Raw genomic sequence first — 24,015 nt, 5'->3', positions numbered from 1 at the left:
TTCAAAATCGATGCAGCTTGTCTGTACTCATCAATCGATGAGTAAGATCCGGATCGAAGCCCTTTGGACTGAGGTTCGTAATTGTTGCATAAGGCGGCTTGTTTTTCTTCCATGCCAGTTTCGCATGATTGTCCTGCTGAACGTTTGGTTCAGCTTGCAAATTCCCTTCATAGTCCGGCCGATACTCAAAAATGAACACACTTGAAATCGTTTTTTGATAATAGTTTAGAATCCATTCGTTGAAGTTTTTATTTTTCGGTATAAGAAACGGCCCTGTCCATAGCGTTGTTTTTGGCGGACGAGGGATTTGTAATTTCTGTCCCGGGACAAGAACCGCATTTTTCAAATGATTGCTTTTCATTAACACTTCTTCGGTAAGGGAATGACGCTTGGCAATCTCCCAGAGGCTATCGCCGGGTTGAACAATATAAGTCGATCCCGGAAGCAAAAGCGCCTGTCCAAGCACAAGACGGGCATTTCTCGCCAATCCGTTTAGCCTGGTAATCTCTCTCGCAGCCACTTTGTATTGCTGACTGATCTTGGTCAAGCTATCTCCATATCGCACTTCATGAATTACCTGTGCATGACCGGTTACTGGCATTGCAAACAGACAGATGATTACCCCTACGGTGATGAAAAAATGTTTGATCATGTTGTTGATTCCCCCGCTTTTCCCTTAAATAAGCAGTTATACACCTTTAATATTGGCGTAACGGATTTCTTTAATCTGGGAAGATGAGGGAATGATTGCCTGCCGATAAATGAGCCTCATCCCAGCCGTAATCCTGAGATGCAAGAGTTCTGTTTTGTTGTGATGAGCGCTCTCCTTGCCAAAAGAGCTCTGATTGGGTACAATTCCCAAAAGGAAACGCATAGGAGGAATACGCATGCACCCAAAGAAAGTCCCCCGTTAAGACCGTGGCCCTCCATTCATGTGCTCGTATCAACCCATCACAAAACAAAGGGAGATGCACGGAAATGAACATGAATGGACCTGTTGCCATTTCGAGAAGGGAAAGACTTCAAATCTGCGAGGAAATTGCTGCGAGACTGCATGAGGTTTTCGGAGAAAAAATCGCAGCGATCGGGGTCTACGGCTCGGTTTCCCGAGGGACAGACGGCCCTTTTTCGGATATTGAGATGTTTTGCGTGCTGAAGGAGTCAAGTGAACCAGTGGACTACAGCTATGAATGGTCGACAGGACCGTGGAAAGCTGAAGTTAATGTCTTGAGTGCGGATGTGCTGTTAAAAAACGCTTCTACAGTAGAAGGTCAATGGCCTTTGACCCATGGACCCTTCTTTTCCCCGCTCAGTCTGTATGATCCTGATGGTTTTTTTTCGACCCTCAGAAAAGCGGCTGAATCGCCGGCCAGGGAAGACTTCAAAAATGCAATCAATGAAGTCCTCGTTGGTGAAATGTGCGAATTCATTGGAAAGCTTAGAAATGCAAGTCGAAACGGGCCGCATACGTATTTGCCCTATTTGGCCATGCAATTTGCCGAATCCGGGGCCATGCTGATCGGCTTGCACAATCAAAGGCTTTTCTCGACGGGCTCTATGGTGCTTCCCGAATCGCTGCAACTGCCAAATCGTCCTGCAGGGTTCGACGATGTAGCCAGGTTGGTTATGTCCGGGGATTTGGCGGAACCAGCGAAGGTCGTTTCGGTGTGTGAAGCTTTCTGGAGCGGCCTTGTAGACTGGGCAGGTGAACACGGCTATGTATTGATTTCGAAGCGAATTCCTTTTTGAAATGGCAAATTGCCAATGCCAGTACGGCTGATTCGTGGATGAGATGGTGTTGTAGCGGCTCCATTTTGCACGTATCAATCATGGACCGAAACGATAAGACAGGCAGCATTGCGCCGCCTGTCTTTTTCATGCCTGCTCTTATTTCACACCTACAGCATCATAAGCAGCTATTACCGACCGTACTTGATCGGAATTCGCCCCGAACAGGTCGGTTGCCGCCTGGATCGCGGCACGGCGCATCGCCGAGAAGTTGGAATATGGAGTCAGGTAGTATGTCAGTGCGTGGTAGTAGATTTTAGCCGTATCCGTACGTCCGATGCCTTGGACGGTTACGCCGTAGTGGGTGCCGCCTTCCGCGAGCAGGTAGGCAGCCTTGTTGTTGATTCCGCTGTTGATGTGTACGCCGCCGTTGTCTTGGGAGCCTGTGTAGCGCTTGCTGTAATGGTCAGGGTCGCCGTACAGCGTCGGGTCCTCCAGGGAGCGAAGCGCGTCTCCCGGAGTTCCTGGGGTGTAAATATCCTCTCCCATCTGCCAATCATCGTCGTCGACCATAGCTCCAAAAATATCCGACATCGATTCATTCAGTGCCCCTGATTCATTTTGATAAATCAAGCCGGCTGTCCGTTCCGTAACGGCGTGTGTCAGCTCATGGGCTACGACATCAAGACCGCCCGAAAGAGAGATAAAGGTTCTGCCGTCACCATCGCCATACACCATTTGGGAACCGTTCCAGAAGGCATTGTTGTAATTGCGGGAGTAATGCACCGTTGAGCGAATTTTCGCGCCATTCCCGTCGAAGCTGTTGCGTCCGTGAGCATCTCTGAAGTAATCATAGGTTCGCTGAGCGTAAGCGTGGGCATCAACAGCCGCTCCATCTGTCCAGTGATTGTCACTGTCAGACATCAGCGTGCCAGGCAGGCTGGTTGCATTGCGGGCTGTGTAGGTTTCGATGCCGCTTCCTCTCGTCGTATCCCTCATGACATAGCTGGTGCTGCTTTGTCTTGTCGTCTCAAAGCTTTTTTCGTCTCCCAATACCCCTACGCCAGTGCCTGTCACCGTATCAATCGTGTTGTACTTGTTGATGATGTCCCCTGTGTGCGCGTCAACAAAGTACATCCAGCGGCCTGGCTCCGGCTCCAGGAAGTTAAACTCTATGGCATATGCCAAATAAGTTTCTCCATCGTGCACATAAATGTACTGTTCCGGCTGAGGCTCGACTTCGAACTCCTCTACTTCTCCCACTTCGTCCTCAAGGTCGGCCAGTGCCTTTTTCAGCGCCTTTTCTTCGTTGAGCTTTGCTTTTCTGCTCAGTTTTTTGTTTTCTTTCACATTCGGAACGAACTGTCCGAGAAACGACGTCACATTGCCATCTTCATCAACGTGAACGGTTTGCTGGTATCCGTAAATCGGAATGCCATTGTACATTTCCTGCAGACGGTAGTGGCGCGTATTCGTCTCCTCGTTTTCCACTTCTTCCAGCAGTTTGAAGTGCTCCTGGACATCTCCCTTGATCTGAAAATCCTTCTGATACGACTCCAAAAACGACCAGATCAGATCTTCTCCCTCCAAGCCGTCTGCTTCGAACGGTTCCGCGATGAATTCAGGTGTTTCAAACTCCTCGTGGTACTGAACGCCAGACGATTTAGCCATGGCGGACCAAGGGTGAGCCAGAGGAACTGCAGTCATGGTGGACAGGGCGACGGTCAACGCAAAGCCTTTTTTCCATACAGACTTTTTCATGTGAACATCTTACCTCCCAATAATTATAATATTTGGTAAAATTACACTATTCTTTATATTGGCCTTTCCCCTAAAAAATTCCTTTCCGATAGCAATATTTTTTATCGACATATTCTGCCTTATCGACAGCGGAAAATTCCCGGCCCGACACGCCTGATTCCCGCCTCCTTTTGAACATAAAAAAACGCCGGATTACACCGGCGCCAAGAAATTGCACGATTTTTCCCGAGAATTGTCGTCCATTCTCCTGCATTTCTCCACTTGTGCTATCATATAAATGCGGTGGCGTTCCGCGGCAAGTTTTGCACGCGCTTTAGATAATCCGTGACGCGCCGGTCTTCTTCAAGCGGGTATTCAAATTTCAAATGCCTCGCTACATCCTGGGCAGTTCTGCGGAACAAGGCCCCCATCGTGAACAGAGATCTCCAGACGCCCTCATAGGTACCGTTCTCGTATGTGGACATGAGCTCCTGCCAGGTTTTCTCGGACAGATATGTATCCAGGTATTTGCCGTTCTTGCCGACGCTGACTGAAAAATCAGTCTGGATACCGACTTGCCATTCCAGCATCTTGATCAGCATCGGTCTGACGAATTGGTTCAGGTGATCCTGGGCAAATAAAAATTCCTTTCTCCACAGCCCTTTGGCCACATACGTTGAAACCCACCAAAACTCATTGCAGCAGTCGTAAAAATACGCGGCTGACGGACGCTTTACCCAATAGTCTTCATCAGTGGGAGGCAGAACCTTGGGGAAGCAGTTGTCTTTGTCCATCAATACCATCATCAGCTTGTCTTCTTTGCAGTACTCGTCCTTCTCATCCAGTGGAATCAAAGTCAAATCGATCCGGTTCCCGTCCGTGAACAGCATCAGGTAAGAGAAACGCCTGCCCAACTCGGGTGGGAACATGGCCATGGCTTCAGGAGTCTGCATGATGATGCGCTCTCCGAACATATCGACCCAACCGGGATTTTGCAGAAAGGAATCCATTTCCGTGACATGAAAGCTGATGTCGTAGTCCTGAAAAAAATCCCTGGGGACGTTCGGGTTGGTTCTGGAGCCTTCCAACGTAACGACGCGAACACGTTCATCGTCCGCTGCAACTTTTAGAATGAAGTCCATCATTTCTTTTTCGGTTCTCATATTCGCTGCACCCTCCGTATTCTATGTGTTATTCGTAATGATTAGAATACGGGCTGGCGGCCCGCGAATACGAAAAGCATAAGGAAAAGTCAGACGGTAGTGTTACAATTTATCCAACATTTTTTTCACGATCAATAATTCCTCCTCGGAATGAATGTTGTCTTCTTGATCCTTTTATTATAAATGGTGATCTGCATCCGATACAATGAGCAGCCTCGGCTTCCATAATAGACACGATCCAGACTGTAAAAACGGCGAGACACCGGAAAGCAACGAAAATGCCGCTTCTATATAGAGAATAGAGCGGCATTTTTGTGTCCGTATGAGAAAGTCAATTCACAGCATTTTGTTTGAGATAACGTCTCTGCCAGACCATGGTTGTAAGCAATGTCAACACCAATAGAACGAGACCAAGCATGAACGGATATGTGATTTGAATGTCATACAGTGTGCCGGCAAGTGTAGGCCCAAGCACATTCCCGATGCTCATATAGGCGTTGTTCATCCCCATGGCGAACCCTTGTTCATCGCCCGCCAGCTTGGAAATGAGTGTATTTAAAACAGGACGAAGGATGGAGGTCGCAAGGAAGATCAACAGGGTAATGCCAAAGAACAGCGAATAGCTGGTTGCAAATAGGGAAAGGAGGAAACCGATCGCGGCTACTCCCAAAAAGATATTCAAGACGGTCCCTTCCCCAAAACGACGAACGACACGGTCGACGATGAAGAGCTGTACGATGACGCTGACGATACCGGTAGTTGTAACCATCAAGGCGATTTCTTGCGGTGTTGCGCCGTACTGATTGTCGACATAAAGTCCAAGGACAGACTCATAGGCCATCAACCCGAAGCTCATTACAAGCGTAATGACAAGCGGTATGAAGAATGGCATCTTCACGGAACGGAATATTTTTCTGATCATGGATTCATCGTCTTTGACCGCCCCTCTATCCCCCGAGGCGAGCTTGGCAGCACTTTCCTTCAGAACAGCAACGGAAAAAATGACGGCAACAAGCGATACGACGGCCGAGATGAGAAAGGGAGTCTTCAATCCATAATCCGCCAAAAATCCGCCGATCCCGGGTCCAATGACGATGCCCAGCGACATGGCAGCAGAGACGAGACTGTTGCCTTTTGCCCGTTGATCCAGAGTAGTAATGTCTGCGATGTAGGCAAAAATGGCCGGAATCAGCAGTGCCGCGCCTATGCCTCCGATAACGCGAGAAGCGTAAAGCCACCAAATCGAATCAAAACCGTAAAAAACGAACATGGAGAGCGTTAAGCCCGCTAGTCCATAAATGATCATTTTTCTTCGGCCATATTGATCAGCCCACTTCCCGGCGATCGGTGAAAAAACGAGCTGGGAGCCTGCAAAAATGGCGATCATCAGTCCTGCTGCAGTTCCGCCTTGATTGATCGACGCCAAATAGGCTGGCAAGATTGGAATGATGATGCCAAAGCTTCCAATCGCAATAAACATATTGATCATTAAAATGACCATCTTTTTTCGTTGATCTGCTGTCATCATGTATCCTCTCTTTCAGTAGCTGTCCGGATTTACGTAGTGAGAAAGCCGGTTTGCCTGTGCTGGATTGTGCTTCCGAGAAAACCGATTAGTTGGAGATACAGTAGCTTTGATCATCTACCCCTTTTTATATACGCAAAACCGTTTCATTCAGCAGGCTGCGGAGAATATCCAGTGCCGTCTCTGTTTGCTTGCGATCTGTGTTCAGCAGGCGAAAGGCCTCGTTTACTCTGGATTTATAATTGGGCGGCGCAATTTCTAAAGAGTCCACGAGATCTGCTGCCTCCATTTCATGTGGACCATACACTTCATTTAACGCAAACAATACTTGGTGCAAACAGGAAATGACTCGATAGCAATGGCCTGCCGTGTAGGAGAAGTCTTTTTTTGAAACGCTTTTGGCCGCTGCCTGCAGGGAATAGGACGCCTCCCACAAAAACCTTTCGATGATGAATTGCTTGAGTGCCGAAGGATACGGTTTGGTCCTTTCCTTCAGTACAGCCAGTTTGCCGCTTCGATCCCAAATGATTTCGCCAAGGGAGATTTCCCCCAGATAGATGACGTTGGTAAAACAGTGAGGATGGCCGATTTGATATTCAATGTTTACGATTCCCTGGTTGCACTCGTCAATGACATCAGAAAGCTTGCGTACATCTCTGAATAGAAATTTCACTGGGGATTGCTGTACGGAAACCGTAACTCCTAGGTTCATCCAGGGTCTCCACTCTCCCATCGATGTAAGCAGAAACTTTCCCTCCACATCATCCATCGTTGTTGCTAATTTGAAAATCTCATGAACAGCCATACCAGATTGACTGTCATAATAAATCACAAAAGTCGTACCGGAGCTTTGAGGCTGGTTCCCTCTCGCGTTTGCGCCGCCCAGCACGATTCCTTCTGTGCCAGGTACACCCTGAAGCCGTTCAACAACGTCTTCAATGAACAATTGTTCAGTCATATTGATCTCCTTTTTAGGAAGATTCAATTTCAAACTCCATTGGCCAGGTGAACGGAAAAAGGAGTTGCAGTGGCAACTCCTTCAAGTAACCTTTACAAATGAATAGCCAGTCGTATTCGTGCAAATCATCACGGTCCAGAATCAAACAAAAGCCAAGCTGAAGATCGTAGGCAGTTAAAAAAACTTGTCCTTTCCTGCGTTTCTATCAAGTCCAATCGACATAGAAATGTGGATCATTCGTGACTGAGGCTTTTGCTTACTTGACGAAGCACGTCCACGGCAGCACGCAAGCAATCAAGATCATGTTCTTCCCCTATCTTGTTTGCCCAAACCGCATGTTGCTCTTGTGTATAGTCAAGAGCTTTTCTTCCCTCTGGAGTCATGGCCATCAGCTTGGAACGACGGTGGTGCGGGTTCTCGAGAAACTCGATCAGCCCCTCCTTTTCCAAGGAATTGGCAGTTTGCTGTACACTTTGACGGGTCAATCCCATAATACGGGCGACATGAGCGACGGTTATCGGCCCATGTTCGACTACGCCAAGTATCTGCCAACGAGCACTGCTAAGGCCTACAGGCTGGGTCAGGCGATCTCCTGCCTCCAGCAAGCGGCCATTCAGGCGAAAGATTTCAAGAATAAGGTCGGTGAAAGCTTTTCCATTCGGGTTCAATTTCGTCATGTCAGTATTATTCCATTATGACAGGTCCTTGTCAATATGGAATGAAACTAATAGAAAAGAAGACTGCCTCATTATGTGTGATGCCCCCCTTGAAGCAAGCAGGCTGAACAAAATTACCTTTGCTGTGGGGAGAGCCATCATTGCGACAATGAGGCAGTCTGCGTTTTACTCAATTTCAAATTGCTCTTCCTGAGCAGTGTCTTGTGCCGAAGGATCGCTGTTTTCCACGGATTCTCCAAAACGCAGCGGCGCCCTGATTTCCACGAACGGAGCATCATTGGTCTCCTGAGTCGGACTCATTTCACTTGGGACTCCGATACTGCGCATAGCTTCCGGAAATTCTCTCTCTGGTGCCATAGACGCTTACACCTCCCATACAGCGTACTTTGTTTCTTCCTGAGTAGGATGCCCCTAAATGATTATTGAGGCACTTCTTCCATGACCTTATTGTTTCTCCGGAAGAAAAATCCGTTGTATTTGTTCAAGCCGTAGACAGCATTTGCCGCGGTACAAGCAACGACGTGGGGGCTCGTTTGCAAAGGATGCGCAAATGAAGACCGTTGCATCAACCTCCGAAGCCGATTGGCGGTCACCCCTTTTTTGGCCAGGGCTTCATCAAATTCTTTTTGAGCAGCCTGCTTGGCCTTGAACAGCATCATCTGAACGCGGCTATAAACGTTGATCGCTCCATCACCCGTCGTTTCGATAGGGAGAAAAATGGCGTCCGGGTATTTTTCCGTGATCAACGATTGCACCCCGTCAGAAACGCCGGAAGACGGCATGCAGCCAAACGGCTTGACCGAAATGGTCATGTTTACCTTCCGCTTCTTCACGTTGAGAATCAGCTTGCCTACTTCCATATGCCCTTCTCCGCCGCGGAGATGATTGTTGTAGTGGTCATGGGCAACGCGGGCAACCTCGTCCATGTCGGGCAGGTGATAATCATGGAGGCCGATCGCTTTGGCATAGGTCTGGAACATGACGCGCAGGACCCGGTCTGCAACCCAAAGCATCCGCAGGCGCTTGACGGGGTTCTTTCCTTCCAGTCCGTAACGCCCGGCATCTTCTCCCCGGAGCTTCATCCGCTTCATCGTATCGTAGCGCCCTTCCCAGATCAGATACAGCACCCAGGCTGTCAGCGATTGGACATCCACTTCAGCCCCTTCCTTTTCGAGAAAACGCTGGAGCTGATAATTTCCGTCTCCTTCGGTTGTCATCGCCCAAAATTCTCCGATAATGCTCACTTTCGGCTTGACACGCGTACGGTCTACCTGAATGCTCTCCAGTTCTTTTCGGCATTTGATCAACGCGGGAATCAGCCATTTTCGGTCACGCAAGGCATCATACAGGATCTTTTTGCAGCGCTCCATGACGGCATCGGTCGCGCCGGCTTCTACCTCGTAAGGGCGGATGCGGTAAGCCAGCGCGTTCAAAATATCCCCCAGCAAAAACGCTTTTACAAAGCTGATAAAGAACGAGGAATCCAGTTTCAGCGCGGATTCCCCGCCGGTTGCCTGTTTTAGGCCGCTCTGCTGCTGGAACAACAGCACGCGGAATCCGTCAAACCCGGCATCGCGGAGCGCTTTGCGGTATTCCGTGACATACGTGCCGAACCGGCATGGCCCGCAAGAACCGCTCGTCACGAACAGATAATTCCGGACGATTTCTTCTTTTGATTTGCCTTCTACATCTCGCAAATGAGTCAGGTATTTGATGAGATTGCCTACGGTGAAATACGTCGGATTGCACTGGCCGCGGTTGCCGAACTCCTTGCCGAAGCGCAGCGACTCATTATCCGGACAATCCATGTGCCGAACCGTGTAGCCGAGGCCCGCCAAAGCTCCTTCCACCAAATAGTCATGAGCCATGGTCAGTCCGCCGAATAGGATGGTCGTGCTTGCTTTATCCTTTGCCAAAAACTGACGGGGAACCGGATCAAACCACTGTGCTTTTTGTTCCTGCTGCAGCCCGAGTGCCAGAGCCTGCTCTTCCTGATAGCGAAGCAATTCATTTTCCAGAGAGTCTTTGGCCGCAGGTGTTTCCTTCGTCGTTGACATTGATGTTCGCCTCTTTCCTGTGGAAATCGTATTCTAGTTGCCTGCTTGCGAGAGGTTCTTCTCTTCATAGGATGTCTCTTTCGTCTGCAAACCAAGCAGTTCCAGCCGTTTTTTCTCCAAACGCTGCTGAAGCTCCGCTTTTTTCCGGGCCAAATCCTCCAGGCGTTCTTCATGCAGGCTCAGGCTGTGGGCATACGTTTTCACCCGAATCTTGATGGACCCGCTCGGTTTGTTCGCATCGATATCGTGCAAGGCGGAGTATGGAGTGCCCGCCGTCGAAATGATCGAGTCAATCAAGCCGTAGGTCGGCGCATCGTGCCCGCACTTGAAGCTGGACAGGTCCAATACGGCCACATTGGGGTGACGGGCGGCAAATTTGGCTGCCCACACCTTTTGCACGCTGTTGGAACTGAAGTTCTCTGGCCATACATCGCTTACTTCGAGCGCGTGCTGCACACGTCCGCTTTCCAGATCGGATCGGAAAAAGCGGCGCAGCCATTCTTCGTCCTTGGGGATCGAGCGCATGGAGAGAATGGGATAGCCCAGCACCTGGAATTCTTCCAATACAGAGTGATTGAGGCCGGGATCGGAATGGTAGGGACGGCCGATCATCAAAATGGCAAGGCGATTTTCCTTTTCCACCTGCTCCAGGATCATTTTTCCCCGCTCCTGCATCTCGGCGTCGAAAATATTCATCGCCCGCCAGCCCTGCTCCACGGCAAAATCGCTTTCGTCCTCCGTGATTTGCAGACAGTCCTGAAACGCCTCGAACAACTGCTTTTTCATCATGTGCCGCTCCGTAAACGTAACGGCCGGATCGAGATAAGCCACCCCTTTTGTCTCAAAGAAATTTACCTCTTTCGTAAAGGCGGCTTTGATCACGTTTGGCGCTCCCGCCACGATGGGACAGCTCGATGAATCCATCACATTTTGCAGATGGGTCGGGATATGAGTAATGCACGGAAAGAAGATATAGTCGAGCGGCTTTCGCTCATGGTGCTTGAACAATAAATTGTGAATATGCGCCTGTGCCACTTTCGACGGGTAACAGGGGTCGATCGAGCCGTATTTGCCCCCCTCCTGCCACATTTCCTCGCTCGTAAAGTCGCTGAAAACAATATTGTTCTTGTCGATGCCAAGCGTCTCGAAATAGGTCCGCCAGAAAGGTGCGGTCGACCAGATATTGAGAACGCGGGGAATCCCGATGCGAATCTGTTTTCGTCTCTCCGCCGTTTCCATCGATGATCGCTGGAAAGCTCGGCGGTATGCCGTTTTGCGCAAGCCCCCCAGACCGAGCCATGTGCGTTTGAGATGGACATCTTCTACGGTTGTATCGGTATCCGGCATAGGCTCTGGATCGTAGAAGTGCTGGTACATGCGCTGCGCCTCGTATTCCACCAGATTCGGAAAGTGTTTTTTCAGTTCTTGCCGCTTCCGGGTCAGCTGGATGACGGCTTCCTTGTCTTCCACCGTTCCTTTTTCGCAGCTGAATCCCGAAATATAGCGGGCGGTTTGCCCGTCCGGCGTCTGCGAGTCGATGAACGTTCGGCTGCAATGGTTGGGACAAAAATTGCAGCGGGTGGATTCGTCGTTTCGGGAGATATAGTGCAAATTGATCGCGGCATCCAGCCCTAAAAACGTGGAATACCCCCGTCGTTTCACCACGCGCAACGTTTCCATCGCTGCACCGATCGCTCCCGCTTCTCCCGGGTGGGGATTCACGTAAACTTCCGCATCAGGGACGCGCTGCTTGATGTAATCGACCTGTGCCTTGACGGCAGCGAGGTTGTACTGCGTGCCGCCTTGGAGCACAAACTTGCGTCCCAGCTCTGCCATACGCGGAATCTGAACCACGTACTGCCAGACGTTTTTCGGCAACACAAGCGCGAGACCGGCAAGCAATTCTTCTTTCGAATAGCCTTCCTTCTGAAAGTTGACACGGTCGGCATCCAAAAATACGGCGCAGCCATACGAATATTTGGGCGAGAGATCCGCCTTGAAAGCTGTTTCCGCATACTCTTGAACCGGTATGCCGAATTGATCTGCCATTGCCTGCAGGAGCATCCCGTTTCCTGCGGAGCATTGGTTTGAGAGTCTGAAGTTGCGGATGTCCCCGTTTTTCAAAAAGAGCACCTTAATATCCTGACCGCCGATATCGCAGATCACATCGATATCGCCAAACTCGTGCACAGCGCTCATCATATGGGCGACGGTTTCGACAATGTTGACATCCGCCTTGAGCGTTTTTTCCAGGACATCCGCTGCGTATCCTGTGGCGCCGAATCCGATAATCTCAAGCTCGGCTCCCTGCGACCTTACTCTGTCGTCGATGCGCTTTAACATTTCTTTGGTGTCTTCCAGCGGATTGCCTTTGGACAACTGGTACTCCTTCAGCAAAATCGTGCCGTTTTCATCTACGAGCACGGCTTTGGAGGAAGTCGAACCCCCGTCCAGGCCGATGACGGCTCGCACCTTTTGACCCGGTTCAAACGAAGCTGGCGTAAAGCGCGGAATACTGTACAACCGGCGGAACTCTTCCAATTCGTCCGCACTTTTTACGAGCGGCGGACCCGCATTTTCGCCCAATTTCGCCTTGCGTCCGTGCGCAATGAATTCCTTCAGGCCTTCCAGCCCGGTATATGTCCCGACGTCTGCCGGTTCGTGCATGCCGTACATGACAGCTCCATACGCTGCGTAGTACTGTGAATTTTCCGGTACGAAGATTAATTCGTCTATCGGCATGTCTTTGGGATAATCGTAGCCCCGCTCTTCCCAAGTCGCAGGAATGCGCTTTCGCCAGCATTCTTGCAGGAAAGGCAGGTATGTATTGGGACCTCCGAGCAAAAGCACGCGATGGCGCAGCGTATTGCCCCGGGTAAGAACAGACAGGTTTTGCATCACGATGGCATCCGCGAGAGAACACATGATCTCCGCCGAGGGAATGCCGCTTTTCACCAGATTCACGATGTCTGTTTCCGCAAAGACTCCGCACTTGGCAGCGACATGGTGCAATTTGCTGTCGTCAAAGTGAAGCTTGCCCACCTCCTCCATCGGCATCCCTACTTTAATCATGCACTTGTCGATGGTTGCTCCGGTGCCTGATGCACACTTGTCATTCATCGAAGTCAGCGCCTGCTTGTCCCCTGTTTCCTCATTGACCTTGAAAATAATGATTTTTGCATCCTGGCCGCCCAGCTCGATGACACTGCCCACGTCAGGGTGAAGCTGCTCCACTGCCATCGTGACTGCATTCACTTCCTGGACAAACTTGGCCCCGATGTGCTCCACAATAGGGCCGCCCCCCGAGCCAGTCACGAAAACGCGAATCTTATCCTGGTTTACATGGGCAAACTCATTCCCAATGGTGATCAAAAACTCCAGGACCTTTTCGGCTTGCTTCGTATGATGGCGCTGATAGTCTGACCATAGGATTTCTTTGTTTTTCGGGTTCACAACAGTCGCTTTGACGGTGGTTGAACCGACGTCAATCCCGATGATTAAGGAGTCCAAGTCTTCACTTTGCTGTTCCATGGAAATGCACCTCGCTCCACTTTATACATTCATTATCTTTTGGATAAAGATAGCAATATATACATAGTGGAAATGTTAAATTCCAATTCTTTGTCTTGATGGGACGGATTGAAGCAAAACAGGAGAGGTTGCCTTTTTACAAGGAATTGGAAGCAAAAAAAGCAGCCCTGCGATATGCAGGACTGCACTAATGATCACTTTGGCTATTTGATTGCTGACAAATTCGTAATGATTCTTCTTTATGCTTAAGGCGATAATCGAACCAAGCAATACTTTTGTGTGAGTAAGAGCGTTTGCTTTTTCATCGCTCTTGTACGTTTATCATGATCGATCAGGTTCTTTGTTGAGTGGATCATTGTTTTCTGTCGACTGTATCGGGTCAATGACATCAGGCTTTCGGCCATATGCTTTATTCGTGACCCAGATGGTAATCCAAATAATTAAAATGGACACAATGACCAGAGCTATCAGAAAACCGGTATTCATGAATGAGTTCCCCCATCGGTTTATACTTTTCCACTATTATAAATGTTTTTGGCATGTCCAAATCTGTCAAACTGGTGAACGATCGGTGGACCCGGATTTGTAATCAAACACAAGGACAAACAATGGAACAAAATACCCCATCGTCTGTCCTTTTAGAGCATTCTTCAATGAATCGTTTTACGTGTTGTTTTTGGGGAGGGAAGATGTCCTCGGCTATTGATTCCTGCTCCCCAGGGACAGCAGGTATTGAATCAGCGCATCCTGCTCTTCTTTCGTAAAGCCTGTCGATGAATCCACCCAGAATTCATGTCCGCTTCCGGCAATATGTACGTCTGCAAGCTCCTTCGCGCTTTTGTTTGCAGCGATGACTTTTTGCCGCAGATCTTTATCGATCAGAGCACGCAAACTATTGGCCGGATCGGGTGAAATCCCCTTCGCCAAAGTGCCGGGTACCCCCAATTGCGACAGGTTTGGTCCAACAGCAACTCCGCCATCGTGCAAATAAGGAGCAGTCCATCTTAAGCCGATCAGCCCTTTTACCTTGTATCCCCCAGGTGAATTGCCATGTGCAAACGCTATCTTTAGCTGTTCCGGGTCCAAATGGGCCGTTGGAATGGGAAGCACTTTTGCATCTGGCGGAATGGGAACAGGCGTATCTGGCGTATACAACGATGGCGGACCAAACAGGTTTTGGGTTTTCTTCAGAGCCATTCCGCGGGAAGGTTCCGTCCCAATCTGTTTGGAAGTAAGCACCCGGTTATTGGTAAAGGCTTCCCCCGCATGACAAGTAATGCAGGACGCCCTCTTGAATACATTCTCGCCTAAGACTGTTCGTTTAGAGTCGACTTTTTCCTTATGCTTCGGAGGGGTGATCGTATTCTGGTAGGCTGCCATCGCATTCAGTTGTTCCCCGACTTTGTAGCCTGGTGAACCAATCACCAATCCATCTGGAGCCACGACTGTCAACTTTGGAAAAGACGGAGGCTTGATCATCTCGTTTACACCAGGAACACCCGGCGTAGGGTCGACTTTGGCAAAAAACTCGGTTGGTTTCAGACCGCTTTTCGGGTCGTAACGGTATTTCGGGTCGGCAGCATTCTGCAATAGCGTCCCCAGATACACTTCTTTATCCAGCCCGAATAATGCCTGGCTGGCCTCGACTTGGGCGAGGGAATCGGAGTTTTGCGCATGAACGTTGTTGCTAAACGCACTTAACCCATGAAATGGCCCGGCAGCAGAAAAGCCGCTCCAGCCATATGGGTGATTTCCTTTTGTGAAGGAATCGGGAATTTGACAGGGATTGCTTGTTAAATCGATCGTCGAATCGATATTTCCCCGAGGCCATTTTACTAAATTTTCGTCCACTGCTTTTTCCAAGGCAGCGGGATCGGGCAAAGGGGACGTTTTCCCATCAGAGGTAGGCACGACACGATCCAATCCGCTCATGTATGCTTTTAGGTTGGCTACATCCGTGTGTGTAAAGAATGCGGTGGAATTCGTCGCCAAGGCGAGGAACAAACCGGCATTCAGATCGGAATTGGGAGCGCCTTCGATGACCATTTTCGTCTCGTGGTCAACGGTCGCATGACAGGCCATGCAACTGACCCCGACTTTCAATTTTCCTTCCGACCACTTAATGGGCAATCCCAGTGGCGCATAAGCTCCCTTGGGAACATCTATGCCGGTATCCACCTTTTCCCCTTTCTTAAAAGACCTTCCCCCTACGGTTACATCATAAGCAAGCTCAACCTGTAAATTTGTCGTTCCCTCCCCTTTTAACTGGAAAATAGCTTTCGCGATATTTGCGATCGTCAAAGGGCCGTCCACAATGCCCATGATATCCGTGAGAAACACTTCATTGCCGAATGTCTCCTGATACAATGTTGTTCGTCCCAATTGCAGCAGACGGCCGTTGACTTCTACAGCGCCATTTTGGGCAGAAAGTCTGCCTGTATGATCATTTGCTTTGTCTTGTACCGTAAACGTCTGTCCCCACAGGTCGTAATACATGACTCCCGTGTTCTGAAAACCATTTGCTTGCGCAGGACGCAAAACCTTGTCCGCAGGCGGAACATAAGCATACTCCGGTTCCCAGCCTAAAACGAAGACGCAACCGGTCGCGAGAAGGGCAATGAGTATGAATATAAGCTTCCCAAAGTGTTTTCTCATGACAGACTCCCTTTTCACATAACCCCACCAACATCGGAATCTCACACTCGCCTGATGGCTACGAACATAAACGGACGATTCACTGGGGGTATCTTATCGCCCCCGCGCATCCATACCCTTTATTTTGCCAACCGTTTCTTCGTCAAGCTTCTTGATCAGGCTGACGAGCAGCTTCACGGCATTGTCCAGATCATCGCGGTGCACGATGGACACATGGCTATGAATATAACGAGCCGGAACGCTGATCACCATGGACGGTACGCCATTGTGTGCCATATGTATTTTTCCGGCGTCTGTACCGCCGCCAGGCATGATATCCGTCTGGTAAGGAATCTTGTTTTCTTTGGCGGTGTCGATGACAAAATCCCGTAGGTTCAAATGCGGAATCATGCTGCTGTCATAAAAGCCAAGTAGCGGACCGGCCCCCAGTTTGGAATGCCCTTCCTTGTGGCTCATTCCGGGTGTGTCGCCTGCTACACCTACATCCAGGGCAAACGCAATGTCTGGAGAAACTTTGTGAGACAGGGTTACTGCTCCCCGCAGTCCTACTTCCTCCTGTACCGTAGCTCCGCAGAATACCGTATTGGGATGCGATTCTTGGCATATTTGCTTGAAAACCTGCAAAGTCACGAAACAGCCTGCGCGATTATCCCAAGCTTTTGCCAAGAGCATTTTGGGATTCGGCAAAACCTCGAACGGACAAATCGGGATGATCGGATCGCCTACCTCGACTCCGAATTCTTCAGCCTCTTCCTTGCTGGTAGCACCGATGTCTACAAACATATTGCTGATCTCCAGGACGTTTTTTCTCTCTTCGATCGATAAAATATGCGGGGCCTTTGAGCCGATCACGCCTGTGAGATCACCCTTGCGCGACAGAACCTTTACCCGCTGGGCCAGCATGACGTGCCCCCACCACCCGCCAAGCGGCTGCAGGCGGAGGAAGCCCTCTTTTGTAATATGTGTGACCATAAAGGCCACTTCGTCCATATGAGCAGCCAAAAGAATTTTTGGACCGGCATTCCCGTGTTGACCAGCGATGCTTCCCAAATTGTCAGTGATGATTTCTTGAGTCAATGCAGAGAGCTTTTCTTTCATCAAGCGATGTACTCTGACTTCAAAACCGGGAGGGCCTGCCGCCTCAGTCAGTTCCTTCATCAATTGCAGCTCTTTGTCCATTTGTTATCACTCCTCGTGGTAGAATGACCTCTTTTCCATTGAACCTGTCTATGTCCCGCATCACTCCGGCAAGCCAGGTCTACAGTCTGTCATCCTCCCACAGCTTCGCGTACGCTTCGTCCTTTTCATCTGCATTTTCTTTCAAGAAAAGCTCCTTGCCCGAGTATGTCTTTGCTTCCAGCGTTTCACCCGTCTCAGGAATCCGTACAGTTTGCACTTCCTGCTTGATTTCCTCAGCCATTGTTTCCTTCTTCCCCTCTGTTCAAATTCGTCATTATACTGTGCGTCATCTGTACTTGTTTTATGCCGGCCGCCCTGGCTTCTCCATTGATCTGAGGATCGACTTTACGCCAGTTTGGACCGTTTTTGCGGCATGCATAATTCCGCTCAAAGTCACCCAATTTAAGGATATCCGCGTAAAGGAGGGATACGATGAAGAACCGCAATGACGAATTGACCAACGCCGCAAACGAGATTGCCGACAAGACATACGAGCCATCTGATTACAGCAGCCGTGCCTTTTCTGAACAGGGATTGGCCATGACCCATGAACAGGTTAGCGATGATTATATGGAAGGTACGAATGATGGGAAAATGGACGAAAATGCTGGCGAGAAAAATCTCGATATTCCTCGGACCGGATACGAGAGTATGTTTGAGGAAGCAGACAGCAATTCCTGATCAAAGGCATTGGTTGCATCTTACATAGACAAATTCTTTCATGAATGAATGCCACTCTGCTCATGATAGAAAATGAGGGGAAATAGACTGCCCCTACGCCACAAATACGGGAGTGAGATTATGAACGACAAGGAACTTTTAGTCGAGAGGCTGAAGGCGGAAGGTTTTGCCAAGAGTGCTGAAAAAGTACAGAATGAACCGGAACAAAAGAATGCGGAAATGAAACGGACGACACCTGGGGTCTATAACACCCGGGAATCTGAATAAATTTGTAGTCTGACTGCCATGACTTCCGCAGCGCGCTGCTTGGGGAACGCACGTTCGTGCTGTTCGGCTGGAGCGCTGCCTGCTGCTTACTATTCAACGTCTCCTGTACTTACCACTATCTATTTTTCGTGGATGATGGTACGATAAAAGACTTGCCAACCGAAGGCAAGAATAAAATGTACAGGAGGTTGTATGGCAAAAACATCGATCATCGTCAAGCAACAGCGGACGCCGAAATTCAAGGTGCGGGCATATACTCGATGCCAGCGCTGCGGACGTCCACACTCTGTTCTTCGCAAATTTCAGCTTTGCCGTATTTGCTTCCGAGAGCTTGCTTACAAGGGGCAAATTCCAGGCGTGAAAAAGGCAAGCTGGTGAGGACTGGCTTTGCATAATGATAACGTTTCCTGCTGTCAGGAGACGTTATTTTTTTATTCGTCGTACAGGGAGCTTTCGCATAATCGTGAACCGCAGGTCATAATCGTATAATGCACTTTATTCTGATAAAACAGAGGGGAATTCTATGCCTGTCCTAAACAGTCTTTCTCTTGATCAAATGGTCCGGATCATTCACCACGGTCTGGAACGTTCAAATAAACCTCAAAGGGTATTGATTGCGGGAGCGGGCATGGCAGGACTAGTGGCCGGTTCCTTGTTAAAGGAGGCCGGACATGACGTAACCATTTTGGAAGCATCTCGGCGGGGTGGCGGACGCATTTTTACTGTACGTTCCCCTTTTTCAGAAGGTCACTATTTCGAGGCTGGCGCCATGAGAATCCCGCGCAGTCATTCTCTGACTTTGGCTTATATTCGAAAGTACAAACTGCCGGTAAACAAATTTATCAATCAAACCCCAAATGATTTGATCTATGTAAACGGCGTCAAGACTCGTCGAAGGATCTATGAAAGAAGCCCTGATATCCTGAACTTTCCCGTAGCAAAAAAAGAGAGCGGAAAGAAAGCTGAAGACCTAATCCGCCTGGTAGCCCAACCTGTTATAGACTTCATCAGGCAAGATCCTGAAAGAAACTGGCCCAGAATAATCGAGGCCTTGGATCGGTACTCCATGGAGACATTTCTTCGCTACAATCCTCTTGGCCCTTCTCTCACCGCCGAAGCTGTAGATATGATCAAGGTCCTGCTGGCGTTCGAAGGCTTTCCCGAGTTGAGTTTTCTCGAAGTGCTGCGAAACATCATCGCGATTGCACCAGAGTCAGAATTTTATGAGATTACGGGTGGGAATGATCAGCTTCCCAACGCTTTTTTCAATCAATTGAGCGATCACATTTTGTTTTCGATGAAGGTAACGTCCCTTTCGCTGAGCGGCAACTATCTTCGGCTAAGCGCAATCGATACGAACACAATGCAAAAACTGGAGTTCACAGCTGACCGCCTCATCTTGACGATCCCGTTTTCTCTCATGAACTTTATCGAGGTACAGCCCTACGATCTTTTTTCCTATTACAAATGGAAGGCCATTCACCAGCTTCACTACGTATCCTCTACGAAAATTGGCATTCAATTTTCACGTCGTTTTTGGGAAGACGCAGGCATGTTTGGAGGGCAAACGGTTACCGACTTGCCCATCCGTTTTGCCTACTATCCTAGCCATCGTTTCGGGGACGCAGAGGGCGTTGTGCTAGCCAGCTATACATGGGAGGATGATGCGTTGCCCTGGGTAAGCATGAGCAGGCAAGTGCAAGTGGAAGAAGCTCTGGGAGACCTGGCAGAAATTCACGGAGAACAGACAAAGCGATATTTTGTGTCCGGATTTGTCCAGAACTGGGCTTTGCACCCATACTCTGCAGGAGCTTTTTCGATGTTTAAACCGAACCAGGAGAAAGATCTTTCACCCTATATAGCGTTACCTGAAGGGAACATTCATTTTGCCGGGGAACACACTTCTCATTTTCGCAGTTGGATACAAGGAGCCATCGAATCCGGAATTCGGGCCGCTTACGAAGTGAATCAAGCAGACTGACAACTGCAAACAGCAATCTGCGTTGCGTAAAAAAACCAGGCTGATTTGACCTGGTTTTTCGTCTGTTGTTCCGTTTACCCTGTCCCCGCTCCTCCAGGGTGTTCAGGCGGTTGTACCTCCGTGTCCTTTTGCGCTTTGCTGGTTTGGAAGAGGTCGGTTGCTCCCGCTGCGTGAGTGCCCAGTACCTGCAGTTCTTCATTTCCGTTCGGCTTCTCGTCCGGTTTTTTCATCTCAAAACCTCCTTTCACTGTTGTTGTTGCGTATATCGGTTGTTCTTCTCATCAGGAAGCGTCACATGTGTCAATCATCAAAACAGTCTTCTTTCCGTCAGCTCATACTTTGCCTGCAAATGGAGAAACCAGTGTGTTTTGATAGCGCATCTCTACACACTGGCTGGCATTGTCTTATGAAAGTCTTCTTGCCGCGTTTTTTAAGCCAAGAATCCGCCTTCACGAGCGATATCTTGTCTTACTTGCTGCGGGTTGGTACCGGCAAAGCCTTGCTGGAACACTGCTTGGGCTCCGCCGAAAGCTGCCGGGGAAGCTTGCTGGGTGAAGCCGCCAGCGAAGCCAGCTTGACCGAATCCGCCTTCACGAGCGATGTCCTGTCTTACTTGCTGCGGGTTGGTGCCTGCAAAGCCCGGTTGGAAAATCGCTTGGGCTCCGCCGAATGCAGCCGGGGAAGCTTGCTGGGTGAAGCCGCCGGAGAAGCCAGCTTGTCCAAATCCGCCTTCACGAGCGATATCCTGTCTTACTTGCTGCGGGTTGGTGCCTGCAAAGCCTGGTTGGAATACAGCTTGGGCTCCGCCGAATGCAGCCGGGGAAGCTTGCTGGGTGAAGCCGCCGGAGAAGCCAGCTTGTCCAAATCCGCCTTCACGAGCGATATCCTGTCTTACTTGCTGCGGGTTGGTGCCTGCAAAGCCTGGTTGGAATACAGCTTGGGCTCCGCCGAATGCAGCCGGGGAAGCTTGCTGGGTGAAGCCGCCGGAGAAGCCAGCTTGTCCAAATCCGCCTTCACGAGCGATATCCTGTCTTACTTGCTGCGGGTTGGTGCCTGCAAAGCCTGGTTGGAATACAGCTTGGGCTCCGCCGAATGCAGCCGGGGAAGCTTGCTGGGTGAAGCCGCCGGAGAAGCCAGCTTGTCCAAATCCGCCTTCACGAGCGATATCCTGTCTTACTTGCTGCGGGTTGGTGCCTGCAAAGCCTGGTTGGAATACAGCTTGGGCTCCGCCGAATGCAGCCGGGGAAGCTTGCTGGGTGAAGCCGCCGGAGAAGCCAGCTTGTCCAAATCCGCCTTCACGGGCGATATCCTGTCTTACTTGCTGCGGGTTGGTCCCTGCAAAGCCAGGTTGGAAAATCGCTTGGGCTCCACCGAAGTTATTGGAGAGTGTTTGATTGGTAAACATGTTTGTGTTCCTCCTTTTTAATGTGGTTCATAACTTAAGCCATTGCTGGCTGTTGCTGGTAAGCATTGATCATCGTGTTCATCGTATGGTCTGCTAGCTGCGGCGTTTGGTAGAACCCTCTCATATTCATATACTGCCATGTTTCATAGGCCATTTGTTGGCACAGATTGGCTCCATTAACATGATATTGTCTGATTTGCGGGTCTACGCATTCACTAGCCCAGAGCATACCGATGGCGGAACCGGCCTTGTGCCAGTTGAGCATGATTGTTGCGATCGTCATATCAGAAAGGCGGGTTGGATGTGGATTTGGCGCCATCATCTGAGGCTGATTCAGCCCGACGGTCGCTGGCTCAGTCGTACGGATTTGAGCCAGTTGGGGAGTGGCTGCTACGTTTACACCCTTCCCCATCAACAGATTGATCCCTTGCTGATAGGCATTCATGATTTGGCGTTGGTGATTGAGAACCATGTTTTTCAGTTGCGGATCCTGTGCCATTTCGGCAAATAAGCCATGCATTTCGATCTCCGCATGCTTGGAGCGCAGCGCTTCTTGCGTTTCCAAAAATTCATGTGCGGCAAACCGTTGCATATATGCACCTCCTCTTCATATGGTTTGGTGTACATAGTACATCCCATCATAGACTTCCCGGGCAAATTTGCCTTTATGTATCTGCGGAGTAAGGAAATTCCACCCCGTATGATGGCTCTGGAGAAAAATAATTCATTCTGCTAGTGAAAAGTGGAAGGCTGTGTTTCTGCAAAGCGCTCTTCGGTCTGATCGAACACGGGTTTGGTTTCTTCGAAGAAACGATCTTGATTCTCGGGCGAAACGTACCCCAGCTGAATGCCGGTTGCTTTTGCGAGAAACGGGTCAAGCGTGCAAAGGTCAGCTTTGGAAATGTCGGATAAAGCGGTTTTTCCTGCTGATACAGCAACCAATTCCATTTCTGTCACACAAGCGTTGAGGTACCGAAACAAATTGGTCGACGCCTGGTCAATATCTAGCTGATCCGTCATTTTTCCCGTATAAACCAGCAAACTGGTGGGAGGTTCAAACGGAACCGACTTGACCATTTGTTCGCTCACGAGCGCCATGAGTGCTGCGGTGCCGATATAGACTGCATCTGCACCCAGTGCTATCGCTTTGAGCATTTGCCCCGGCGTTACAAGTCCGCCTGTGGCCAGTAGACTGACATCCCGGAAAACGCCTTTGCGGGCAAAAAATTCTGTTGCCCTCGTGATCGCAAAAAGAGTCGGCAGCCCCACATCATCCTGAAGCGTCGGCGCTCCTCCATGGGTTCCACCCTCTGCTCCATCCAGCGTAACGAAATCTACCCCGGCCTCTACCGCAATTTGCAGCTCTTTTTCCAGGTGATGGGTTGCTGCGATTTTGAGCCCGACCGGTACACCCGTCTCATCCCGAAGCCGCCTGACGAGCTGAATAAAATCTTCTTTTGTATTTACCCCCGGAAGACGCGAATGAATAAGCGCATCCTCCCCTTCGCGAAGCTCAAAAACCTTTCGGTAATCTTCACCGATGTTTTTTGCTGTTGTCCGCTGGTAGGCTGATCCCTGGGCGCCTTGTCCCAATTGAATCTCAATGGCATCCAGACGGTTGTACTTGTCAGGGGTATTCAACCAGCCGCCGCGATTGTATTGACCGATCAGCAAGCGAGCGGCTTCCCGCTCCTCCTCGAGCAGACCTGCTTCCCCTGTATTGGTCGCTGTCCCCGCAGCCGCAGCCGCCTTGGCCAACGCAATTTTTGTACTCTTGCTAAGCGCCCCTCCAAACGACATCGCTGCGATCATGATCGGCATGGAGATGGTCAATGGTTTTCGCGCGCGGTGGCCGATCGTGACAGAAGTCTTGATCCCTACATTTTCTGGTGTTGGAAAGCGGAATAAATGTACGGGATTAAACAAGATTTTCTCCCACGGGGAAAAGTGAAGGTGACTGCCAAGCGGACGAGGGACGGGTGTTCCCTGGGCAGCCCGCATCGCGATTTCCATAAGGTTGATCGGTCCAACCTTTTTCGTGGCAGGCACCATCTCAAACAGGTTTTCAATGTATTGATCCCTCATCATTCTCGTTACTGCTTTATCCACCGTTTCGTTAATAGCCGAACGGATGAAGTTTTCAATGAGTCTCAGCACGTTGCCCACTCTCCCCCGGTTCACCACCGTCTAGTGCGTTTATGAGCCCCTCTAATTTTTGGGTCATCGCCAAGCACATGTGCTTCATGGTGCCAAGCTGGCGGGCAGCATTCTGTTCTTCCACGGCAATATCGACCAGGTTTCGGTCATCGAAATTCGTGAGCTTTTTGTAATGGTCGTGCTCAATGGTAGACAGCGTTCCGGCCATCGTTTCGATCCGATTCAGCTCGGAATGGATATACGAAAGCGTGTTCTTCAGTTCTTGGTTGGCATTCATTGCATGGCACCTGCCCTTTCCATTTTGTTTATAC

22 protein-coding genes are annotated in these 24,015 nt (G+C 49.8%); 5 read left to right on the top strand and 17 right to left on the bottom strand.

Annotated features, from left to right (window positions below):
* Position 1: 1 nt before the first annotated feature.
* Positions 2-652 (bottom strand): LysM peptidoglycan-binding domain-containing protein, encoded by a 651-nt coding sequence (locus tag NST37_RS13070; protein ID WP_339185490.1) that lies wholly within the window; start codon positions 650-652, stop codon positions 2-4.
* A gap of 326 nt (positions 653-978) precedes the next feature.
* Between NST37_RS13070 and NST37_RS13065 the strand changes: the two genes are divergently transcribed.
* Entirely contained in the window at positions 979-1,749 is a 771-nt protein-coding gene (locus NST37_RS13065; RefSeq protein ID WP_031933004.1) for an ANT(4')-I family aminoglycoside nucleotidyltransferase, read from the top strand.
* A gap of 138 nt (positions 1,750-1,887) precedes the next feature.
* Here the strand turns inward: NST37_RS13065 and NST37_RS13060 are convergent, their stop codons facing one another.
* From NST37_RS13060 to NST37_RS13010, 11 genes are all read right to left on the bottom strand, one after another.
* Positions 1,888-3,489 carry a M4 family metallopeptidase gene (locus NST37_RS13060; RefSeq protein WP_003390383.1) on the bottom strand — a complete coding sequence of 534 codons (1,602 nt, stop codon included), beginning with the start codon at positions 3,487-3,489 and terminating at the stop codon, positions 1,888-1,890.
* Positions 3,490-3,758: 269 nt separating this feature from the next.
* Positions 3,759-4,631 carry an aminoglycoside 6-adenylyltransferase gene (locus NST37_RS13055; protein ID WP_024984672.1) on the bottom strand — a complete coding sequence of 291 codons (873 nt, stop codon included), beginning with the start codon at positions 4,629-4,631 and terminating at the stop codon, positions 3,759-3,761.
* Positions 4,632-4,962: 331 nt separating this feature from the next.
* A complete protein-coding gene (locus NST37_RS13050) occupies positions 4,963-6,156 on the bottom strand; it encodes a tetracycline resistance MFS efflux pump (protein ID WP_003390380.1) in 1,194 nt (397 codons plus the stop codon).
* 127 nt (positions 6,157-6,283) lie between these two features.
* A complete protein-coding gene (locus tag NST37_RS13045; RefSeq protein WP_031933007.1) occupies positions 6,284-7,114 on the bottom strand; it encodes a DUF4037 domain-containing protein in 831 nt (276 codons plus the stop codon).
* Between the two features lie 233 nt (positions 7,115-7,347).
* The gene (locus NST37_RS13040; protein ID WP_024984675.1) at positions 7,348-7,791 is read right to left on the bottom strand and encodes a helix-turn-helix domain-containing protein; all 444 of its coding nucleotides are present in this window, start codon (positions 7,789-7,791) and stop codon (positions 7,348-7,350) included.
* A gap of 165 nt (positions 7,792-7,956) precedes the next feature.
* Positions 7,957-8,148, bottom strand: coding sequence for a hypothetical protein (locus NST37_RS13035; RefSeq protein ID WP_003390376.1), 192 nt, complete (start codon positions 8,146-8,148; stop codon positions 7,957-7,959).
* A gap of 62 nt (positions 8,149-8,210) precedes the next feature.
* Positions 8,211-9,848 carry a 2-hydroxyglutaryl-CoA dehydratase gene (locus tag NST37_RS13030; protein ID WP_339185489.1) on the bottom strand — a complete coding sequence of 546 codons (1,638 nt, stop codon included), beginning with the start codon at positions 9,846-9,848 and terminating at the stop codon, positions 8,211-8,213.
* 33 nt (positions 9,849-9,881) lie between these two features.
* Positions 9,882-13,379, bottom strand: coding sequence for a BadF/BadG/BcrA/BcrD ATPase family protein (locus NST37_RS13025; protein ID WP_031933008.1), 3,498 nt, complete (start codon positions 13,377-13,379; stop codon positions 9,882-9,884).
* 699 nt (positions 13,380-14,078) lie between these two features.
* Positions 14,079-16,034, bottom strand: coding sequence for an electron transport protein (locus NST37_RS13020; protein WP_339185487.1), 1,956 nt, complete (start codon positions 16,032-16,034; stop codon positions 14,079-14,081).
* A gap of 93 nt (positions 16,035-16,127) precedes the next feature.
* Positions 16,128-17,213 carry a M42 family metallopeptidase gene (locus NST37_RS13015; protein WP_339185486.1) on the bottom strand — a complete coding sequence of 362 codons (1,086 nt, stop codon included), beginning with the start codon at positions 17,211-17,213 and terminating at the stop codon, positions 16,128-16,130.
* A gap of 79 nt (positions 17,214-17,292) precedes the next feature.
* On the bottom strand, positions 17,293-17,454 hold the full coding sequence (locus tag NST37_RS13010) for a hypothetical protein (protein WP_243014196.1): 162 nt from the start codon (positions 17,452-17,454) through the stop codon (positions 17,293-17,295).
* Positions 17,455-17,645: 191 nt separating this feature from the next.
* Here NST37_RS13010 and NST37_RS13005 point away from each other — a divergent pair, with 191 nt between their 5' ends.
* The 4 genes from NST37_RS13005 to NST37_RS12990 all read left to right on the top strand — a co-directional run bounded on the left by NST37_RS13005 (position 17,646) and on the right by NST37_RS12990 (position 20,142).
* Positions 17,646-17,894 (top strand): YozQ family protein, encoded by a 249-nt coding sequence (locus tag NST37_RS13005; RefSeq protein ID WP_243014197.1) that lies wholly within the window; start codon positions 17,646-17,648, stop codon positions 17,892-17,894.
* Positions 17,895-18,014: 120 nt separating this feature from the next.
* Positions 18,015-18,161: a hypothetical protein gene (locus tag NST37_RS13000; protein WP_155808015.1), complete on the top strand. Its 147-nt coding sequence runs from the start codon at positions 18,015-18,017 to the stop codon at positions 18,159-18,161.
* 192 nt (positions 18,162-18,353) lie between these two features.
* Positions 18,354-18,539 carry a type Z 30S ribosomal protein S14 gene (locus NST37_RS12995; protein ID WP_003390369.1) on the top strand — a complete coding sequence of 62 codons (186 nt, stop codon included), beginning with the start codon at positions 18,354-18,356 and terminating at the stop codon, positions 18,537-18,539.
* 145 nt (positions 18,540-18,684) lie between these two features.
* Positions 18,685-20,142: a flavin monoamine oxidase family protein gene (locus NST37_RS12990; protein ID WP_339185485.1), complete on the top strand. Its 1,458-nt coding sequence runs from the start codon at positions 18,685-18,687 to the stop codon at positions 20,140-20,142.
* Between the two features lie 74 nt (positions 20,143-20,216).
* Here the strand turns inward: NST37_RS12990 and NST37_RS12985 are convergent, their stop codons facing one another.
* From NST37_RS12985 to NST37_RS12965, 5 genes are all read right to left on the bottom strand, one after another.
* Positions 20,217-20,372: a hypothetical protein gene (locus tag NST37_RS12985; RefSeq protein WP_003390366.1), complete on the bottom strand. Its 156-nt coding sequence runs from the start codon at positions 20,370-20,372 to the stop codon at positions 20,217-20,219.
* Positions 20,373-20,572: 200 nt separating this feature from the next.
* Positions 20,573-21,547 (bottom strand): hypothetical protein, encoded by a 975-nt coding sequence (locus NST37_RS12980; RefSeq protein ID WP_339185483.1) that lies wholly within the window; start codon positions 21,545-21,547, stop codon positions 20,573-20,575.
* Between the two features lie 34 nt (positions 21,548-21,581).
* Positions 21,582-22,139 carry a spore coat protein gene (locus NST37_RS12975; protein ID WP_039071237.1) on the bottom strand — a complete coding sequence of 186 codons (558 nt, stop codon included), beginning with the start codon at positions 22,137-22,139 and terminating at the stop codon, positions 21,582-21,584.
* A 140-nt stretch (positions 22,140-22,279) separates the two neighbouring features.
* Positions 22,280-23,704: an FMN-binding glutamate synthase family protein gene (locus tag NST37_RS12970; protein ID WP_003386743.1), complete on the bottom strand. Its 1,425-nt coding sequence runs from the start codon at positions 23,702-23,704 to the stop codon at positions 22,280-22,282.
* Entirely contained in the window at positions 23,688-23,981 is a 294-nt protein-coding gene (locus tag NST37_RS12965) for a hypothetical protein (RefSeq protein ID WP_024984873.1), read from the bottom strand. The genes NST37_RS12970 and NST37_RS12965 overlap by 17 nt, the downstream gene beginning before the upstream one ends.
* Positions 23,982-24,015 lie beyond the last annotated feature (34 nt).

The organism is Brevibacillus sp. FSL K6-6036 (genome assembly GCF_037964015.1).
Lineage (GTDB): Bacteria > Bacillota > Bacilli > Brevibacillales > Brevibacillaceae > Brevibacillus > Brevibacillus borstelensis.
Note: the sequence above shows the minus strand (reverse complement) of the source record. Positions and strands in the feature narration are given on the sequence as shown.

Bases quoted from the DNA above. Each gene is read 5' to 3' on its own strand.
- NST37_RS13070 (WP_339185490.1), bottom strand. From the start codon at position 652: ATGATCAAACATTTTTTCATCACCGTAGGGGTAATCATCTGTCTGTTT.
- NST37_RS13065 (WP_031933004.1), top strand. From the start codon at position 979: ATGAACATGAATGGACCTGTTGCCATTTCGAGAAGGGAAAGACTTCAA.
- NST37_RS13060 (WP_003390383.1), bottom strand. From the start codon at position 3,489: ATGAAAAAGTCTGTATGGAAAAAAGGCTTTGCGTTGACCGTCGCCCTG.
- NST37_RS13055 (WP_024984672.1), bottom strand. From the start codon at position 4,631: ATGAGAACCGAAAAAGAAATGATGGACTTCATTCTAAAAGTTGCAGCG.
- NST37_RS13050 (WP_003390380.1), bottom strand. From the start codon at position 6,156: ATGACAGCAGATCAACGAAAAAAGATGGTCATTTTAATGATCAATATG.
- NST37_RS13045 (WP_031933007.1), bottom strand. From the start codon at position 7,114: ATGACTGAACAATTGTTCATTGAAGACGTTGTTGAACGGCTTCAGGGT.
- NST37_RS13040 (WP_024984675.1), bottom strand. From the start codon at position 7,791: ATGACGAAATTGAACCCGAATGGAAAAGCTTTCACCGACCTTATTCTT.
- NST37_RS13035 (WP_003390376.1), bottom strand. From the start codon at position 8,148: ATGGCACCAGAGAGAGAATTTCCGGAAGCTATGCGCAGTATCGGAGTC.
- NST37_RS13030 (WP_339185489.1), bottom strand. From the start codon at position 9,848: ATGTCAACGACGAAGGAAACACCTGCGGCCAAAGACTCTCTGGAAAAT.
- NST37_RS13025 (WP_031933008.1), bottom strand. From the start codon at position 13,379: ATGGAACAGCAAAGTGAAGACTTGGACTCCTTAATCATCGGGATTGAC.
- NST37_RS13020 (WP_339185487.1), bottom strand. From the start codon at position 16,034: ATGAGAAAACACTTTGGGAAGCTTATATTCATACTCATTGCCCTTCTC.
- NST37_RS13015 (WP_339185486.1), bottom strand. From the start codon at position 17,213: ATGGACAAAGAGCTGCAATTGATGAAGGAACTGACTGAGGCGGCAGGC.
- NST37_RS13010 (WP_243014196.1), bottom strand. From the start codon at position 17,454: ATGGCTGAGGAAATCAAGCAGGAAGTGCAAACTGTACGGATTCCTGAG.
- NST37_RS13005 (WP_243014197.1), top strand. From the start codon at position 17,646: ATGAAGAACCGCAATGACGAATTGACCAACGCCGCAAACGAGATTGCC.
- NST37_RS13000 (WP_155808015.1), top strand. From the start codon at position 18,015: ATGAACGACAAGGAACTTTTAGTCGAGAGGCTGAAGGCGGAAGGTTTT.
- NST37_RS12995 (WP_003390369.1), top strand. From the start codon at position 18,354: ATGGCAAAAACATCGATCATCGTCAAGCAACAGCGGACGCCGAAATTC.
- NST37_RS12990 (WP_339185485.1), top strand. From the start codon at position 18,685: ATGCCTGTCCTAAACAGTCTTTCTCTTGATCAAATGGTCCGGATCATT.
- NST37_RS12985 (WP_003390366.1), bottom strand. From the start codon at position 20,372: ATGAAAAAACCGGACGAGAAGCCGAACGGAAATGAAGAACTGCAGGTA.
- NST37_RS12980 (WP_339185483.1), bottom strand. From the start codon at position 21,547: ATGTTTACCAATCAAACACTCTCCAATAACTTCGGTGGAGCCCAAGCG.
- NST37_RS12975 (WP_039071237.1), bottom strand. From the start codon at position 22,139: ATGCAACGGTTTGCCGCACATGAATTTTTGGAAACGCAAGAAGCGCTG.
- NST37_RS12965 (WP_024984873.1), bottom strand. From the start codon at position 23,981: ATGAATGCCAACCAAGAACTGAAGAACACGCTTTCGTATATCCATTCC.